Genomic DNA, 15,032 nt, shown 5'->3' with positions numbered 1-15,032 from the left:
ATGCCGAGAGCTATTTCGTGACGGGTAGAAATTTCAGGCAGGCGAAACCGGTCTTGATACGCAATTGTTGGATGGGCTGGACACTTTCCTGATCGCCGACCTTTTTCACTACACCGATCCCGCAGTGATACTGGTCGTACTTGAACACCGGAATGATGCCGGGCTTGGTCTCGCTCCAGAAACCGGTCTTTATGGTGTAGACAGCGCCTTCCTGAGGCGTGAAGGAAAAAGGTATCTGGCACTGAGTACCGCCCACTACATCGCGGTAAGTCAGCACCAGTTCTTTACCGACGGCGACTTTGGACTCGATGAAGTCGCCGTTATAGGAAAGCGGCGTAAAGCCGGCATAACAACTTTTTTCGTTGAACGTCATCGCGTCCAGCGTTGTGCCACGATCATATTTAAGGCGAACGGTCGCAGAAGGCTCATCCGGGCGGGGAAACTCGTACTGTTTGCCCATGAACAGTGACGTGCAACCACTGAGCGCAAACGACCCGGCCAACAGTGCACACCAACCAAACTTGTATTTACCGAACATCAATCCTTCCTTAGAACGTTTGAATTAGGGGAACTGCTTGCCACGAAGGCTCAAATTTCCAGCTCTCGTGTCACCGCTTTATCGGGTGGCAACCCAATAAAATCACGCCATGCCATCAAGGCTTTTTCAAAGGATTCCAGACTGAGAAACTCACAATAATCTTCTTCCATCCGAAAATGGAGCTTCACGCAGTCCTTTGAAAAATCTGCAGCCCAATCTTCACGATCCCAGTGATCGAATTCGACCTTTGACTCCTTCACCGATTTGATCCGCGCCAAACCCACGTCTATCCACTCCAGCGAATGTATGAGCTGGCAGCCGCCATCATCGGTCAGGATGCAGGACAAAAGGCTCGTGCCATCCTCGTTCACGACGTCTGAACTACAGTGCGGAAACAAGTCGCCGAACGCTTCTTCCCAGGAAAATCGCAATTTCATTTATTGGTTCCATGCACCAGAGGAAACTGATCGATAGGGTTCGACACTCACACACCAGCGTCAGAGCAGACTCCACGACACCCCGACATACATCGCCATGCCCTCACCCGGTGTGGAACGTGCGGCGTCCAGTCCTTTATCGTCATAGCCCGGCGTAACTGTAGCGGCGTAGTGCTTGTCGGTCAGGTTGCGCATGTCCAGCCAGGTCTGCCAGTCGCCCTTGGGGGCGTTGTAACCGAGGGTCGCGCCGAAGGTGGCGTAAGGATCGGCGTAATAACTGTTGGCATAATCCACTGCGGTTTTCGAGACCAGTTGCGTGTTGACCGCTGCGAAGAAACCCTGCGGGAAGTCGTAGCGCAGTTCGCCCTGGTAGTAATGCATCGGCAGGCCCGGCAAGCGGTTGTCGCCGAAGCGGTCGTCGTCGCGGTAGTGGAAGTCGCTGAAGGTGTAGGCCTGACGCAGGCTCAACTTGCCGCCATCGTTCGCTGACCACAGGTTGCTGAGCAGACTGGCTTCCACGCCTTGGTGCACGGTCGGGCTGGCGTTGAGTTCGTATGGCGTGGTCGCATTGGCGTCCGGCAACACCGAAAGCAATTCGTGGCGCACCTGAGCGTAGTACCAGGCCAGACTCCACTCGCCGAGCGCGCTGTCGCCACGGCCGCCGAGTTCCAGGGTGGTGGCGGTCTGGTTCTGCAGTTTGACCGGATCGCGCTGCGTGCCGGTGGCGGCGCCGCTGCCGGTCGGGAAGCGTATGTTGGAGCTATAGATCAGCGACCACGGATGCGGCGCTTCGACCGAACGGCTGAGGTTGCCGAACAGTTGCAGGTCCGGCGTCACCTGATAGCGCAGGCCCAGACGTGGCGCGTAATCCCAGTCGCCGAGGCTGGTCTTGCCGCCACCTTCCGGGTAGGTCACGGCGCTTTCGCGACGGGTGTAGATCGCGGCGAGGCCGGTGGTCAGCCACAGGTCGTCGGCGATTTCCAGATCGTTGCCCACGTGCAGGACAGAATCCGAACCCTGATACGTAAAGTTGCGCATGTGAGTGCCCGGCGCATAGCCGGCGGTGTTGCCGGTAGGAATCCGCACCAGCTCGCTGGCCCCGTCGTTGGGCAGGTGTTTGGTCACCCGCAGGCCCACGGTGCTGTTGCTCTCCATCCCCCAGAGCGTGTCGCGGCGCTTGTAGTCGAACGTGCCGCTGACATCGGTGTAGGCGACCTTCAGGCGATTGGGGCCTTCGCGCAGGTCCATCGGGTAATCGTGATAGACCAGACCGGTCTGAATGCTCGAATCGTCGTCGATGTAGTACGTGGTCTTGTTGCCGATGAAGGTGCTGCCGGGCTGATCGCGGCTGTCGTTGCGCGTCACGTAGGCCGGGTTGGCTGCGCGCGGATCGTGCTCGATGGAATGTTTGGTCACCCGCCCGGCGAGGTCGTTGTCGGTCTCGCGGTGACGAATGTAGAAGCGGGTTTCCAGATTCGGATTGAAGCGATAACCGAAGTTGGCGATCACACCCTGGCTCTTGCTGGCGGTGTGATCCTGATAACCGTCGGAATGCGCGTCGGTCATCGACAGGTAGTAATCGAAATCGCCCAGCACCTGGCCGGAGCTGACTTGTCGCTGAGTGTAACCGTGGCTGCCCATGACGTAACGCACATTCAGCAGTGGCGCGTTATAGCCTGTGTGGCTGACGTAATCGACGGCGCCACCGAGGGCCAGCGCACCGCGATCAAAACCGTTGGCGCCGCGTAACACTTCCACATGATCCAGCCACAGCGGCTCCAGCAGTTCATAAGGCGTGCCGCCCGGGCCGGTCAGCGGCAAACCGTCGAGCATCGTGTACAGCCCCGAGGCGTGGGCGCCGGGAGCGCGATTGATGCCCGAGCCACGGATCGAGATTTTCGTCCCTTCGTTGCCCGCGGACTGGGCATAGACACCGGGCTGATACGCCAACACATCCTGATTGCTCGCGACCCGGCCCTGCAATGGCTGGCGCATATCGACCACGTTGCTGCCACCCGGCACCTGGGCCAGACGAGCCTTCGCCTCTTCCACCGACAGATCGTCACCGCTCTGATCCTCGGCCCCGATCAGCACTTGCCCCAGTTCCAGCCCCTGGGATTGCGCCTTGACCGGACAGACAAGGGCCAGCCCCAGCAAGGCAGCGGGCAGGGTTTTGAGCGAAGGCATCGGGTGAACTCCAGACAGGCGGGAACGGACAGTGACAACTGCGACGCAGGAAAGAACGAAGGAAACACATGGCGATTTGGTTTTTTGTCAGGTAAACAGGCGGCTGAAATGCCGGGCTGTGATTTGAACAAGGAGATGCAGGGATGGCCGAAGAAGTTCTGAAGTCGAAGATAGTCAACTTTCTGGTGACCGATGCTGAACTGAACTACGACGATGTGGGCGAATTCTACGAGGTCGTGGGGAGCGGCAATGTCGGCATACTGGCCGGGGTGCTCGAGGGATTCAGAAATCACTATGGCGGATTGTGGGTGGGCGGCAGAGTCACCGTCACCGAAAACGCCGTTTACTTGAATGCCAATGCCATGAACCGCATGGTTCAGGACGGGACACTGGATGTCGAGATACCAATGCCGGCGATCCGCAAGGTCACCGTCGAAGGCGGTTTCGTGACGAAGATCGTCCGTCTCGACACAGACGCCTACAGTGTCAAATTCCGTTGCTATGGTGCCAAGGACGTTGCCTCACTGATCGCCAGGCAGGCCCTTTCGCAGTCGTTGAAACGCGCACGTTAATAAGGCCTTGCCTGAATGCCCGGGTCGAACCCGGGCTCAGAGGGAGCCCGCGAAGTCAGCGTCCATCGCGGGCCGGTCGTAATCGAGAAGATACGTCTGATGCCGGTGATACAGCCTTGAAAGCAGCGCCTTATTGGGCCCGACCACGTCCATCCCTCGGTCGTCGTAAGGGAAAACCATCACTCCGGCCTTCAAGTTGAAGAGGTAGACCGCGCAGCGAGGATTCGGCGCGATTGCCCCAAAATCCGCAGCCAGTGCACACCAGAGCAATGCTTGAAGCAACCTTGCGGGCGTTTCGAATGCGAGATTGATCCAGTACTCGGGTTCACCTTCGCAAAACCAGTCATCCGGATCAGTGGGTTCACTCCAGATCGAGCGTTCTGAGGGTATCTCGACGCCTGCCGAGTGAAGGGACTGAAGCAACGGTCGATGGGCAAATCGTTGACCGACGGAGTGGAAACGCAGGCACGTCACCAGCGTCGACTCACCATTGAAAATGTCGGCGCAGATCTCGGTCGATTTTCGCAAGGCCAACAGGAACTGCTCGATCATTCCTCCCGTTTCGGAGAGTTCGAAGCGCAGTCCTCCCGGGCAGGAATAAAACAGAGGCCTTGCGAATGCCTGATCGGTAAAAATCCGCTCGATTTCAAGATGAAGATTCACTGAGGTCCTTTCCGGTCAATGTGGCGTGGGTGGCTATACCGCCCTGTTAATTCTTGCACTTGGCCAACACCACCTGACAGGTATTGGGGGTTCCGCCCGAGCGGCCGGCGTAGCGCATGCAGTTATTCATGGATTTTTTTTGCGCGATACCCAGGGTCGCTCCCCACGCAAGACCACCCTCCCCTGACGTCGGCACCGCTTTGGCATAGCAGCGATCACCGGTGGTCGCGTAGTGAGCCTTGCTCGAACAGGACGCCGTCAGCATCAGCAGGATCGCGCACAGGCCATACGAGCATCGGCGTACCCAGAATTCGCTCATCTCGTTTCACCTGCAGCAAGTGGGGCTGACCTGTTCAGTCTAGTCGCAATGACTCGCAAGCCGCTCATCACTCTGTCGCCTGCCGGTACTGACGCGGGGTAAACCCGGTTGACGCCTTGAACTGGCGGGTGAACGCGCTGTGATCGGTGTAGCCGCATTGCAGCGCCACCTCGGTGATCGGCAGTTCGGTATGCAACAAGCGATGGGCATGTTCCAGCCGCACTTTCTGGATCATCTGCCTCGGCGTCAGGTGAAAGACCCGTTTGCAGTAGCGCTCCAGCTGCGCCACCGAGATGCCGGCGATCCGGGTCAGCTCGCCCAGCGTCACCCGACGATTGAAATGCGCGCGGATGTGTTCGTCGACCGCCGCCAGGCGCTGAAACGCCGGGTGGGTTTCGCTCGCCGATTGCAGGTCTACCGAAATCCCCGCGAGGCCGATGATCTCGCCGTCGCGGTTGTACAGCGGACGCTTGTGCGTCAGGCACCAGCCCGGTTCGCGACTGCCGTACAGATGCAACTCCAGCTGATCCTCCAGCACCAATCCCTCTTCCAGCACCCGTCGATCCTGCTCGGTATAACCCGGCCCCAGTTGCGCCGGAAACACCTGCGCACTGGTTTTGCCGAGCAGCGGTTTCAGGTCTTTCAAGCCGCAGCGCTGCACCAGCGTGCGATTGGCCAGGACGTACCGCGCCTGCACATCCTTGATGAAAATCGCCGCGTTCGGAATCACGTCCAGCATCGGCAACAGCGGCGCCACCCCCGCCAGCAGCGCCTCGAGGGTGTAGGGACGATTGTGCGCATCGCCCTGGCTCAGGATCGCAAATGCGTTCTGCATGGTGACGGTTTTCCCCGGTGAGTGGATCGGGCTGAGGCGTTCGCGTGCAGATTGCAGCAACGTTCGAAGCGTGTCGAGCGCCGCTGGCTTTCTTCGCAACTGTGCCGAATTCGTCATCCGGAGCTGCGCAAAACATCAATCGCCCGACGCCTGATGAGTTCACTGTTTAGCCGTTCCAGTGACTCACACCTGCCTATCCAATAACTCACAAGAAGGCGATGCCATGTCAGGCCAAGGCAAGTTCAAAAAACAACTTTCATTGATCGACCTCACCTTTATCGGACTGGGAGCGATCTTCGGTTCCGGCTGGTTGTTCGCGGCCAGTCACGTGTCGGCGATTGCCGGGCCGGCGGGGATTTTTTCCTGGTTGCTGGGCGGGTTCGCCGTGTTGCTGCTGGGCATCGTCTACTGCGAACTGGGCGCGGCATTACCCCGCGCTGGCGGTGTGGTGCGCTACCCGGTTTACAGCCACGGGCCGCTGCTCGGTTACCTGATGGGTTTCATCACGTTGATCGCGTTTTCCAGTCTGGTGGCGATCGAAGTGGTTGCCTCGCGCCAATACGCGGCGGCCTGGTTTCCGAGCCTGACCAAGGCCGGCAGCGGTGATCCGACCCTGCTCGGCTGGCTGGTGCAGTTCGGCCTGCTGTGCGTGTTCTTCCTGCTCAACTACCGCAGCGTGAAGACCTTCGCCAAGGCCAACAATCTGGTCAGCGTGTTCAAGTTCATCGTGCCGCTGCTGGTGATCGGCGTGCTGTTCACCTTCTTCAAACCGGAAAACTTTCAGGTTCAGGGCTTCGTCCCATTCGGACTCTCGGGCATCGAGATGGCCGTCTCCGCCGGCGGTGTGATCTTCGCCTATCTGGGACTGACCCCGATCATTTCGGTGGCCAGCGAAGTGAAGAACCCGCAACGCACCATCCCGATTGCGCTGATCCTGTCGGTGCTGCTTTCCACCGCGATCTACGTATTGCTGCAAACGGCCTTCCTCGGCGGCATCCCGACCGAACTGCTCGCCAATGGCTGGGCCGGGGTTTCCAAGGAATTCGCCCTGCCGTATCGCGACATCGCCCTGGCGCTGGGCGTGGGCTGGCTGGCGTATCTGGTGGTGGCGGACGCGGTGATCTCCCCCAGCGGCTGCGGCAACATCTACATGAACGCCACGCCTCGGGTGATCTACGGCTGGGCGCAGACCGGCACCTTCTTCAAGGTCTTCACCCACATCGACGCGAAGTCCGGCATCCCGCGTCCGGCGTTGTGGCTGACCTTCGCCCTGTCGGTGTTCTGGACCCTGCCGTTCCCATCGTGGGAAGCACTGATCAACGTGGTGTCCGCCGCACTGGTGCTGAGTTACGCAGTGGCTCCGGTGACCGTCGCGGCGCTGCGGCGCAATGCGCCCGACATGCCACGCCCGTTCCGGGTCAAGTGCATGGGCGTGCTGGGGCCAGTGTCGTTCATCATCGCTGCGCTGATCGTTTACTGGTCGGGCTGGAACACCGTGTCCTGGCTGCTCGGCCTGCAAATCCTGATGTTCGTCGTCTACCTGCTCTGCGGCCGCTTCGTGCCGACCGCCCACCTCAGCCTGTCCCGCCAAGTGCGCTCGTCGGCGTGGCTGATCGCCTTCTACGCGGTGACCATCGTCCTGTCGAAACTCGGCACCTTTGGTGGTCTGGGCGTCCTCACCCATCCGTTCGACACCCTGGTCGTCGCGGCCTGTGCGATGGGCATCTATTACTGGGGCGCCGCCACCGGCGTACCGGCACACCTGCTGCGTCTGGAATCGGAAGAGGATGAGAGCGAAGTCGCTTCGCCGTCACCCGCCTCCGCCGCCAACCCGCGCACTGCCGGCGCTTACTGAAATCACTCAACGGGACCTGCCCATGAAACAAGTACACGTCATTGATTCCCACACCGGCGGCGAACCCACGCGTCTGGTGATGAAAGGTTTTCCCGATCTTCCCGGGCGCACCATGGCCGAGAAACGCGACGCCCTGCGCAATCAGCATGATCAATGGCGCCGCGCCTGCCTGCTGGAACCGCGTGGCAACGATGTGCTGGTGGGCGCGCTGTATTGCGAGCCGGTGTCGCCGGACGCCACCTGCGGGGTGATTTTCTTTAACAACGCCGGTTACCTCGGCATGTGCGGCCACGGCACCATCGGCCTGGTCGCATCGCTGCAGCACCTGGGGCTGATCGCGCCGGGGGTGCACAAGATCGACACACCGGTCGGCCCGGTCAGCGCCACGCTGCATGAAGACGGCGCCGTGACCCTGGGCAACGTGCCCGCCTATCGCTCACGCAAACAGGTGGCGGTGGAAGTGCCGGGATACGGCCGCTTCCTCGGTGACGTCGCCTACGGCGGCAACTGGTTTTTCCTGGTCTCCGAACACGGCCAGACCCTGACGATGGACAACGTCGACACCCTGACCGACCTCACCTGGAAAATGCTCAAGGCCCTCGAAGACCAGGGCATCCATGGCGAGGACGGCGCGCTCATCGACCACATCGAACTGTTCGCCGATGACGCCGAAGCCGACAGCCGCAACTTCGTCATGTGCCCCGGCAAAGCCTACGACCGCTCCCCTTGCGGCACCGGCACCAGCGCCAAACTGGCATGCCTGGCCGCCGACGAAAAACTCGCGCCCGGCGAGCGCTGGGTGCAGGCGAGCATCACCGGCAGCCAGTTCGAAGGCCGCTTTGAATGGGAAGGCGATCGCATCCGCCCCTACATCACCGGCCGCGCCCACATGACCGCCGACAGCACGCTGCTGATCGACGAAACCGATCCGTTCGCGTGGGGCATCTGAGCCGCTGCGCTGCACTTCAAACCCCTCTGAATGACCGTTCCAAGGAGAACAATAATGAGCGACAACATCTTCACAGGCTGCATGCCCGCCCTGATGACCCCGTGCACCGCCGCGCGCAAACCGGACTTCGACGCCTTGGTGGCCAAGGGTCGCGAGCTGATCGACATCGGCATGAGCGCGGTCGTGTACTGCGGCTCCATGGGCGACTGGCCGCTGCTCACCGAAGCCGAGCGTCAGGAAGGCGTGGCGCGGCTGGTGGCCGCCGGGATTCCGACCATCGTCGGCACCGGCGCGGTCAACACCCGTGAAGCAGTGTCCCACGCTGCACACGCGGCGAAAGTCGGCGCGCAGGGCTTGATGGTGATTCCTCGGGTGCTGTCCCGTGGCGCTTCGGCGGCGGCGCAAAAAGCCCACTTCGCGGCGATTCTGCAAGCCGCGCCGAACCTGCCGGCGGTGATCTACAACAGCCCTTACTACGGCTTCGCCACCCGCGCCGATCTGTTCTTCGAGCTGCGACGTGAATACCCGAACCTGATCGGTTTCAAGGAATTCGGCGGTGGCGCCGATCTGCGCTACGCCGCTGAAAATATCACCTCCAAGGATGATGACGTGACCTTGATGGTCGGTGTCGACACCCAGGTCGTGCACGGCTTCGTCAACTGCAACGCCACCGGCGCCATCACCGGCATCGGCAACGCCCTGCCCCGCGAAGTGCTGCAACTGGTGGCCCTGAGCAAGCAGGCCGCCAAGGGGGACGCCAAGGCCCGGCGTCAGGCGCGCGAGCTGGAATCAGCGCTGGCGGTGCTGTCCTCCTTCGACGAAGGCACGGATCTGGTGCTGTATTACAAACACCTGATGGTGCTCAACGGCGACAAGGAATACACCCTGCATTTCAACGAAACCGATGCCCTCAGCGACTCACAGCGTCGTTACGCAGAAGCCCAGTACGCGCTGTTCCGTCACTGGTACGAAAACTGGTCGGCGGAGCAAAACTTCGCCTGACCTGCCGCTGCGCTCAAGCCCGCCGCCACCCACGGCGGCGGGCCTTATTCGTGACCTGCTTTATTGATAAGGAATGCGCCATGACCCTGACGGGCCAACTGCTGATCGGTCAGCAAACCCTCACCGGCGACCGCGACGTCATCCACGGGATCAACCCCGCCACCAACGCGCCTTTGCAACCGGCCTACGCCGGCGGCTCTGCCGAGCATGTCGAGCAGGCCTGCGCACTGGCCTGGGCGGCGCTCGACCGTTATCGCGAGACATCGCTCGAGGCACGGGCCGAATTCATTGAAACCATCGCCTGCGAAATCGAAGCGCTCGGTGATGAACTGATCGACCGCGCCCTGGCCGAAACCGGCCTGCCGCGCCCGCGCCTTGTGGGTGAACGGGGCCGCACCTGCCAGCAACTGCGCTTGTTTGCCCGCACCGTACGGGCCGGTGAATGGCTGGATGTGCGAGTCGACAGCGCGCAACCGCAGCGCCAGCCGATGCCGCGTTCGGATCTGCGTCAGCGGCAGATTCCACTGGGCCCTGTGGCCGTGTTTGGCGCGAGCAACTTCCCACTGGCGTTCTCGGTAGCCGGTGGCGATACCGCTTCGGCACTGGCCGCCGGTTGCCCGGTGATCGTCAAGGCCCACGGCGCCCACCCCGGCACCAGCGAACTGGTTGGCCGCGCCGTTGCGCGGGCGGTCAAGGCCTGCGGCTTGCCGGAAGGTGTGTTCTCGTTGTTGTACGGCTCCGGTCGTGAAGTGGGGATTGCGCTGGTCAGCGATCCACGGATCAAAGCAGTCGGTTTCACCGGTTCGCGCAGTGGCGGCCTCGCGCTGATCAAAGCGGCCCAAGCCCGGCCCGAGCCGATTCCGGTGTACGCGGAAATGAGTTCGATCAACCCGGTGTTGCTGTTTCCGGCAGCGCTGCAGAATCGCGCCGAGGCGTTGGCCCAAGGGTTTGTGGCTTCGCTGACACTGGGCGCCGGTCAGTTCTGCACCAATCCCGGCTTGGTGATCGCCCGCAAGGGGCCGACGTTGGACGCCTTCATTGGCGCCACCAGCGAACTGATCCAGCGCAGCCCCGCGCAGACCATGCTGACGCCGGGGATCTTCAACGCCTACAAATCCAGCGTGAATGCCCTCGCGGAAAACCACCGAACGCGTATTGCCGCCGTCGGCCAGCGCGCGACGGATCCGAATCAGGGCCAGGCTCATGTGTTCGTCACCGACGCCGCTGACTTTCTCGCCGACCACACCTTGCAGGCCGAAGCGTTCGGCGCCGCGTCCTTGATCGTGCAATGCGCCAGCGACGCTGAAATCCGTCAGGTGCTCGAACAGTTGGAAGGCCAACTGACCGCCACGCTGCACTTGGATGACGAGGATCTGCAACAGGCCCGCGCCTTGCTGCCGACCCTGGAGCGTAAGGCCGGACGCCTGTTGGTCAACGGCTGGCCGACCGGCGTTGAAGTCTGCGACGCGATGGTGCATGGCGGGCCGTTCCCGGCAACTTCCGATTCGCGCACCACCTCGGTGGGCACAGCGGCGATCCTGCGTTTCCTGCGCCCGGTCTGCTATCAGGATTTTCCCGACAGCTTGCTGCCGACCGCGCTCAAACACGCCAATCCACTGTCGCTGCGTCGCTTGCTCGATGGCCAAAGGGAAACCGCGAAAAATGCCGAATAACCCGCACGACATCGCCGTGGTCGGCGCCGGTATCATCGGCGTCGCGAGCGCCCTGCGCCTGGCCCGTCAGGGTTTGCGGGTGGTGGTGATCGACCCGCAGGAACCGGGCCACGGCGCCTCGTTCGGCAACGCCGGGCACTTGGCGACCGAGCAAGTGTTCCCGATTGCCGACAGCTCGATCCTCAAACGCCTGCCCGCCATGCTCATGGACCCGATGGGCCCGCTGCGTCTGGACTGGAAATACCTGCCCCGCGCCCTGCCCTGGTTTACGCGGCTATTGCTGAACCTGCGCTCGGCGCCGTTCCAGCGCACCGTTGCCGGGTTGCGCGCACTGAATGAAAGCTCGCTCGACGCCTGGCACCGCTTGCTCAACGACATTCAGCGTCCCGAGCTGCTGAAGATGGAAGGTTCGCTGCTGGTGTTCGAACGACCCGACTCACGCCCGGCACTCGAAGCACTGCAGCGACGCATGCAACAGCAACAAGTGCCAGTCGATTGGTGGCAGGCCGGAGCGGTACGCGAGACCGCGCCGCAACTCAGCGAACAGATCCAGGGCGGACTGTTTTTCCCGAACACCGGGCATTTCATCGACCCCTACCGCGTCGTGCGTGAGTTGGTGGAAGCGGCGAAAGCCAGCTGCGTGCAATTTGTGAAGCAGGCGGTTCAGGGCGGGCAACTGCATGAGCATGGCGTCAATCTGATAACCGGAACCGGCGCCCTGTCCGCTCGCCAGGTACTGATCGCCTGTGGCGCCCACTCGGCAAAACTCACCGCTGCACTGACTGGCAAAAAAGTCCCGCTGGACACCGAACGCGGCTATCACCTGATGCTGCCTCACGAACACAACCGGCTGCCCTTCCCCGTCACCTCGCTGGAGCGCAAATTCATCATGACCCCGATGTCCGACGGGCTGCGCCTGGCCGGCACCGTCGAATTCGCCGGCCTCGAAACCCCACCCACCATGGCCCGCGCCTGGCAGTTGCATCGGTTGAGCAAGGGTTTGTTTCGTGATGAGTTGAGTGTCGAAGCAGCCACACCGTGGATGGGGTTTCGGCCGTCGCTGCCGGACTCGCTGCCGGTGATCGATCGGGTGTGTGACGGGAGGGTGTTGCTTGCGTTCGGGCATCAGCATCTGGGGCTGACGCAGGCGGCGGTGACGGCGGAGATGGTTGAAGATATGGTTTCACCATCGGCGCAGGACACGGCGAGCATTCTGCCGGTGCGCGAGCCCTATCGACTGGATCGCTTTTGAGTGGCCATCTATCGGGCGCCCTGCTGGTATTCACGGGGCGTACACCCGAACTCTCGGCGAAACACCGTGTGCAGGTACTGAGCGGATTTGAAACCGCACGTGCGGGCAACGTCCGCAATCGGCGTGTCGGTTTTTTCCAGCCCGCGGGTGGCCGCCGCCAGTTTGAAACGCAGAATCTCGTCATGCACGCTGCAACCACGCACCGCACGAAAATGCGACTCCAGCGAGGAGCGCGACACGCCGACATAAGCCGCCACTTGCGCGGTCTTGATGCCCTGGCAGGCATATTGGCGGATGAACAGCAGCGCCTGCATCACGTAGGGGTTGCCCAACGGTTGATGCAGGCTCGACACCTGGACGTTGATCGCTTCGGGCGGGATCAGGACATGCGCGCCCGTTGACGGTTTGCCGTGCAGCATCTGGTGCAGCAGTTGCGCGGCGGTGCGGCCCATGGTTTCGGTGCCCTGGATCACTGAACTCAGCGGGACCCGGGTCAGGCTGCGGGTCAGCGGGTCATTGTCGATGCCGATCAGCGCCACCTGCTCTGGCACGGCGATGCCGGCGGTCAGGCAGGCTTGCAGCAACTGCCGGGCGCGGGCGTCACTGACCGCGATGATGCCAATGGGTTTGGGCAGGCTTTGCAGCCAGGCGATCAACTGTTCGACGGCGCTGTCCCACAGTGGTGCGCTGGTGCCCATGCCGCGATAGACCTCGGCGTGCAAGCCGTCCCGTTGCATCAATCGTAGAAAGGCTTTTTCGCGCTCCTGAGCCCAACGATTGGCCTGCGCCTCAGGCAGGCTGAAGCAGGCGAACCGTTGCAGCCCGGCCTCGACCAAGTGTTCGTAAGCCAGTGTGATCAGTGCGTTGTTGTCGGTGGCGACGTACGGGATTCCTTTCGGATAAGCCCGCTCATCCTGATAAGAACCACCCACCGCCACCACGGGCAGCTTGATATCCGCCAGCGCCTCGCCGATCAGCGGGTCGTCGAAGTCGGCAATGATGCCGTCGCCCTGCCAGCGCTCGATGCCCTTCAAGCGGCAGAGAAAATCCTCTTCCAGAAACAGATCCCAGGACGCGCGCGTGCTGCTCAGGTAGTTGCCGATGCCGCTGATGATGCCGCGGTCATAGATCTTGCTCCCGTTGAACAACAGGGCGATACGGTGAACAGGCGGTACGGTTTTCATTGTTTTCAGGCTTGTTCCGGGCCCCTTGCCGTAGAGGCGGTCTGCACAGACTAGGCGCGCAGAGGGCGAATCTCAATACGCAAAATCGCACTGCGTGTTGGTGATTTTCGTAATCGGCAGGTACGGGGCCGTTGCTAGTATCGGGACACGCCCAAGAACAACATCCAAGAACAACAAGGACATTGCCAATGCCGTACTTCCCCGATGTCGACCGGATTCGCTACGAAGGTCCTGCCAGCGATTCTCCCCTTGCCTTCCGTCACTACGACGCCGACAAAATCATCCTCGGCAAGCCCATGCGCGAACACCTGCGCATGGCCGCCTGTTATTGGCACACCTTTGTCTGGCCGGGCTCCGACGTGTTCGGCGCAGGGACGTTCAAACGCCCGTGGCAACACGCCGGTGACCCGATGGAGCTGGCCATTGGCAAAGCGCAGGCCGCGTTCGAATTTTTCTCCAAGCTGGGTATCGACTACTACTGCTTTCACGACACGGATGTCGCCCCCGAAGGCCACTCGCTGAAGGAGTACCGCAACCACTTCGCCCAAATGGTCGATCACCTGGAACGCCATCAGGAAGAAAGCGGAATCAAGCTGCTGTGGGGCACCGCCAACTGCTTCAGCAATCCGCGCTTCGCCGCCGGCGCCGCCAGCAACCCGGATCCTGAAGTGTTCGCCTGCGCCGCGGCCCAGGTCTTCAGCGCCATGAACGCGACTCAACGCCTCAAGGGCTCCAACTATGTGTTGTGGGGCGGTCGCGAGGGCTACGAAACCCTGCTCAATACCGACTTGAAGCGCGAGCGCGAACAACTGGGTCGCTTCATGCGCATGGTGGTCGAGCACAAGTACAAGATCGGCTTCAAAGGTGACCTGCTGATCGAGCCCAAACCGCAGGAACCGACCAAGCACCAGTACGATTACGACAGCGCCACGGTGTTCGGTTTTCTCCAGCAGTTCGGTCTGGAAAAGGAAATCAAGGTCAACATCGAGGCCAACCACGCGACCCTGGCCGGTCATAGTTTTCATCACGAGGTGGCGACGGCCGTCTCGCTGGGGATTTTCGGCAGCATCGACGCCAACCGGGGCGATCCGCAAAACGGCTGGGACACCGATCAATTCCCCAACAGCGTCGAGGAAATGACCCTGGTCACCTATGAAATCCTCAAGGCCGGCGGGTTCGGCAATGGCGGGTTCAACTTTGACTCCAAGGTGCGCCGCCAGAGCCTCGACGAGGTCGATCTGTTTCACGGTCACGTCGGCGCCATGGACGTCCTCGCCCTGTCGCTCGAGCGGGCCGCCGCCATGGTCCAGAACGACCAGCTGCAACGGCTCAAGGACCAACGCTATGCCGGCTGGCAGCAGCCCTTCGGCCAGTCGGTGCTGGCGGGTGAGTTCAATCTTCAATCCCTGGCCGAGCACGCCTTCGCCAACGAACTGAACCCGCAGGCCGTCAGCGGCCGGCAGGAAATGCTCGAGAACGTCGTCAACCGGTTTATCTATCGCTGATCGCCAATGAGGACTGCGGACGCTGTGACATTTGCGCGACAAATCTGTAGTCCGTTTCGCC

At 61.6% G+C, this 15,032-nt stretch carries 14 protein-coding genes; 7 read left to right on the top strand and 7 right to left on the bottom strand.

Going from position 1 to position 15,032, the window contains the following annotated elements:
* Nucleotides 1–10: 10 nt before the first annotated feature.
* From ACKUG4_RS00460 to ACKUG4_RS00450, 3 genes are read right to left on the bottom strand one after another with little or no spacing between them, the layout of a single operon-like run.
* Nucleotides 11–538: a hypothetical protein gene (locus ACKUG4_RS00460; protein ID WP_236190725.1), complete on the bottom strand. Its 528-nt coding sequence runs from the start codon at nt 536–538 to the stop codon at nt 11–13.
* 50 nt (nt 539–588) lie between these two features.
* Complete coding sequence (locus tag ACKUG4_RS00455; protein ID WP_236190726.1) at nt 589–975, bottom strand: hypothetical protein; 387 nt, start codon at nt 973–975, stop codon at nt 589–591.
* A gap of 60 nt (nt 976–1,035) precedes the next feature.
* Complete coding sequence (locus ACKUG4_RS00450) at nt 1,036–3,162, bottom strand: TonB-dependent receptor family protein (RefSeq protein ID WP_445433129.1); 2,127 nt, start codon at nt 3,160–3,162, stop codon at nt 1,036–1,038.
* 143 nt (nt 3,163–3,305) lie between these two features.
* Between ACKUG4_RS00450 and ACKUG4_RS00445 the strand changes: the two genes are divergently transcribed.
* A complete protein-coding gene (locus ACKUG4_RS00445) occupies nt 3,306–3,734 on the top strand; it encodes a hypothetical protein (protein WP_445433128.1) in 429 nt (142 codons plus the stop codon).
* Nucleotides 3,735–3,770: 36 nt separating this feature from the next.
* On the opposite strand, the gene ACKUG4_RS00440 is transcribed toward ACKUG4_RS00445, so the two are convergent.
* The 3 genes from ACKUG4_RS00440 to ACKUG4_RS00430 all read right to left on the bottom strand — a co-directional run bounded on the left by ACKUG4_RS00440 (nt 3,771) and on the right by ACKUG4_RS00430 (nt 5,551).
* Nucleotides 3,771–4,397: a DUF3885 domain-containing protein gene (locus tag ACKUG4_RS00440; protein WP_445433127.1), complete on the bottom strand. Its 627-nt coding sequence runs from the start codon at nt 4,395–4,397 to the stop codon at nt 3,771–3,773.
* Nucleotides 4,398–4,443: 46 nt separating this feature from the next.
* On the bottom strand, nt 4,444–4,716 hold the full coding sequence (locus ACKUG4_RS00435; protein WP_085611895.1) for a hypothetical protein: 273 nt from the start codon (nt 4,714–4,716) through the stop codon (nt 4,444–4,446).
* Between the two features lie 67 nt (nt 4,717–4,783).
* Complete coding sequence (locus tag ACKUG4_RS00430; RefSeq protein WP_085611896.1) at nt 4,784–5,551, bottom strand: AraC family transcriptional regulator; 768 nt, start codon at nt 5,549–5,551, stop codon at nt 4,784–4,786.
* A 223-nt stretch (nt 5,552–5,774) separates the two neighbouring features.
* On the opposite strand from ACKUG4_RS00430, the gene ACKUG4_RS00425 reads away from it, so the two are divergent.
* The 5 genes from ACKUG4_RS00425 to ACKUG4_RS00405 all read left to right on the top strand — a co-directional run bounded on the left by ACKUG4_RS00425 (nt 5,775) and on the right by ACKUG4_RS00405 (nt 12,282).
* On the top strand, nt 5,775–7,406 hold the full coding sequence (locus tag ACKUG4_RS00425; protein WP_445433126.1) for an APC family permease: 1,632 nt from the start codon (nt 5,775–5,777) through the stop codon (nt 7,404–7,406).
* A 22-nt stretch (nt 7,407–7,428) separates the two neighbouring features.
* On the top strand, nt 7,429–8,355 hold the full coding sequence (locus ACKUG4_RS00420) for a 4-hydroxyproline epimerase (RefSeq protein WP_445433125.1): 927 nt from the start codon (nt 7,429–7,431) through the stop codon (nt 8,353–8,355).
* A 54-nt stretch (nt 8,356–8,409) separates the two neighbouring features.
* On the top strand, nt 8,410–9,357 hold the full coding sequence (locus tag ACKUG4_RS00415; protein ID WP_085649123.1) for a dihydrodipicolinate synthase family protein: 948 nt from the start codon (nt 8,410–8,412) through the stop codon (nt 9,355–9,357).
* Nucleotides 9,358–9,437: 80 nt separating this feature from the next.
* The gene (locus ACKUG4_RS00410; RefSeq protein ID WP_445433124.1) at nt 9,438–11,030 is read left to right on the top strand and encodes an aldehyde dehydrogenase (NADP(+)); all 1,593 of its coding nucleotides are present in this window, start codon (nt 9,438–9,440) and stop codon (nt 11,028–11,030) included.
* Nucleotides 11,020–12,282 (top strand): NAD(P)/FAD-dependent oxidoreductase, encoded by a 1,263-nt coding sequence (locus tag ACKUG4_RS00405; protein WP_445433123.1) that lies wholly within the window; start codon nt 11,020–11,022, stop codon nt 12,280–12,282. Before ACKUG4_RS00410 ends, ACKUG4_RS00405 begins: the two co-directional genes overlap by 11 nt.
* A gap of 8 nt (nt 12,283–12,290) precedes the next feature.
* Here the strand turns inward: ACKUG4_RS00405 and ACKUG4_RS00400 are convergent, their stop codons facing one another.
* Nucleotides 12,291–13,466 (bottom strand): XylR family transcriptional regulator, encoded by a 1,176-nt coding sequence (locus ACKUG4_RS00400; RefSeq protein ID WP_445433122.1) that lies wholly within the window; start codon nt 13,464–13,466, stop codon nt 12,291–12,293.
* A gap of 188 nt (nt 13,467–13,654) precedes the next feature.
* On the opposite strand from ACKUG4_RS00400, the gene xylA reads away from it, so the two are divergent.
* On the top strand, nt 13,655–14,971 hold the full coding sequence (xylA, locus tag ACKUG4_RS00395; RefSeq protein WP_445433121.1) for a xylose isomerase: 1,317 nt from the start codon (nt 13,655–13,657) through the stop codon (nt 14,969–14,971).
* The last annotated feature ends 61 nt before the right edge of the window (nt 14,972–15,032 follow it).

Source organism: Candidatus Pseudomonas auctus (genome assembly GCF_048654275.1).
GTDB classification, from domain to species: domain Bacteria; phylum Pseudomonadota; class Gammaproteobacteria; order Pseudomonadales; family Pseudomonadaceae; genus Aquipseudomonas; species Aquipseudomonas pharyngis.
Note: the sequence above shows the minus strand (reverse complement) of the source record. Positions and strands in the feature narration are given on the sequence as shown.

What these genes read in the sequence shown, in the direction of transcription:
- ACKUG4_RS00450 (WP_445433129.1), bottom strand. Translation starts at nt 3,162, where the DNA reads ATGCCTTCGCTCAAAACCCTGCCCGCTGCCTTGCTGGGGCTGGCCCTT.
- ACKUG4_RS00420 (WP_445433125.1), top strand. Translation starts at nt 7,429, where the DNA reads ATGAAACAAGTACACGTCATTGATTCCCACACCGGCGGCGAACCCACG.
- ACKUG4_RS00435 (WP_085611895.1), bottom strand. Translation starts at nt 4,716, where the DNA reads ATGAGCGAATTCTGGGTACGCCGATGCTCGTATGGCCTGTGCGCGATC.
- ACKUG4_RS00410 (WP_445433124.1), top strand. Translation starts at nt 9,438, where the DNA reads ATGACCCTGACGGGCCAACTGCTGATCGGTCAGCAAACCCTCACCGGC.
- ACKUG4_RS00460 (WP_236190725.1), bottom strand. Translation starts at nt 538, where the DNA reads ATGTTCGGTAAATACAAGTTTGGTTGGTGTGCACTGTTGGCCGGGTCG.
- xylA (WP_445433121.1), top strand. Translation starts at nt 13,655, where the DNA reads ATGCCGTACTTCCCCGATGTCGACCGGATTCGCTACGAAGGTCCTGCC.
- ACKUG4_RS00425 (WP_445433126.1), top strand. Translation starts at nt 5,775, where the DNA reads ATGTCAGGCCAAGGCAAGTTCAAAAAACAACTTTCATTGATCGACCTC.
- ACKUG4_RS00455 (WP_236190726.1), bottom strand. Translation starts at nt 975, where the DNA reads ATGAAATTGCGATTTTCCTGGGAAGAAGCGTTCGGCGACTTGTTTCCG.
- ACKUG4_RS00400 (WP_445433122.1), bottom strand. Translation starts at nt 13,466, where the DNA reads ATGAAAACCGTACCGCCTGTTCACCGTATCGCCCTGTTGTTCAACGGG.
- ACKUG4_RS00430 (WP_085611896.1), bottom strand. Translation starts at nt 5,551, where the DNA reads ATGCAGAACGCATTTGCGATCCTGAGCCAGGGCGATGCGCACAATCGT.
- ACKUG4_RS00445 (WP_445433128.1), top strand. Translation starts at nt 3,306, where the DNA reads ATGGCCGAAGAAGTTCTGAAGTCGAAGATAGTCAACTTTCTGGTGACC.
- ACKUG4_RS00405 (WP_445433123.1), top strand. Translation starts at nt 11,020, where the DNA reads ATGCCGAATAACCCGCACGACATCGCCGTGGTCGGCGCCGGTATCATC.
- ACKUG4_RS00415 (WP_085649123.1), top strand. Translation starts at nt 8,410, where the DNA reads ATGAGCGACAACATCTTCACAGGCTGCATGCCCGCCCTGATGACCCCG.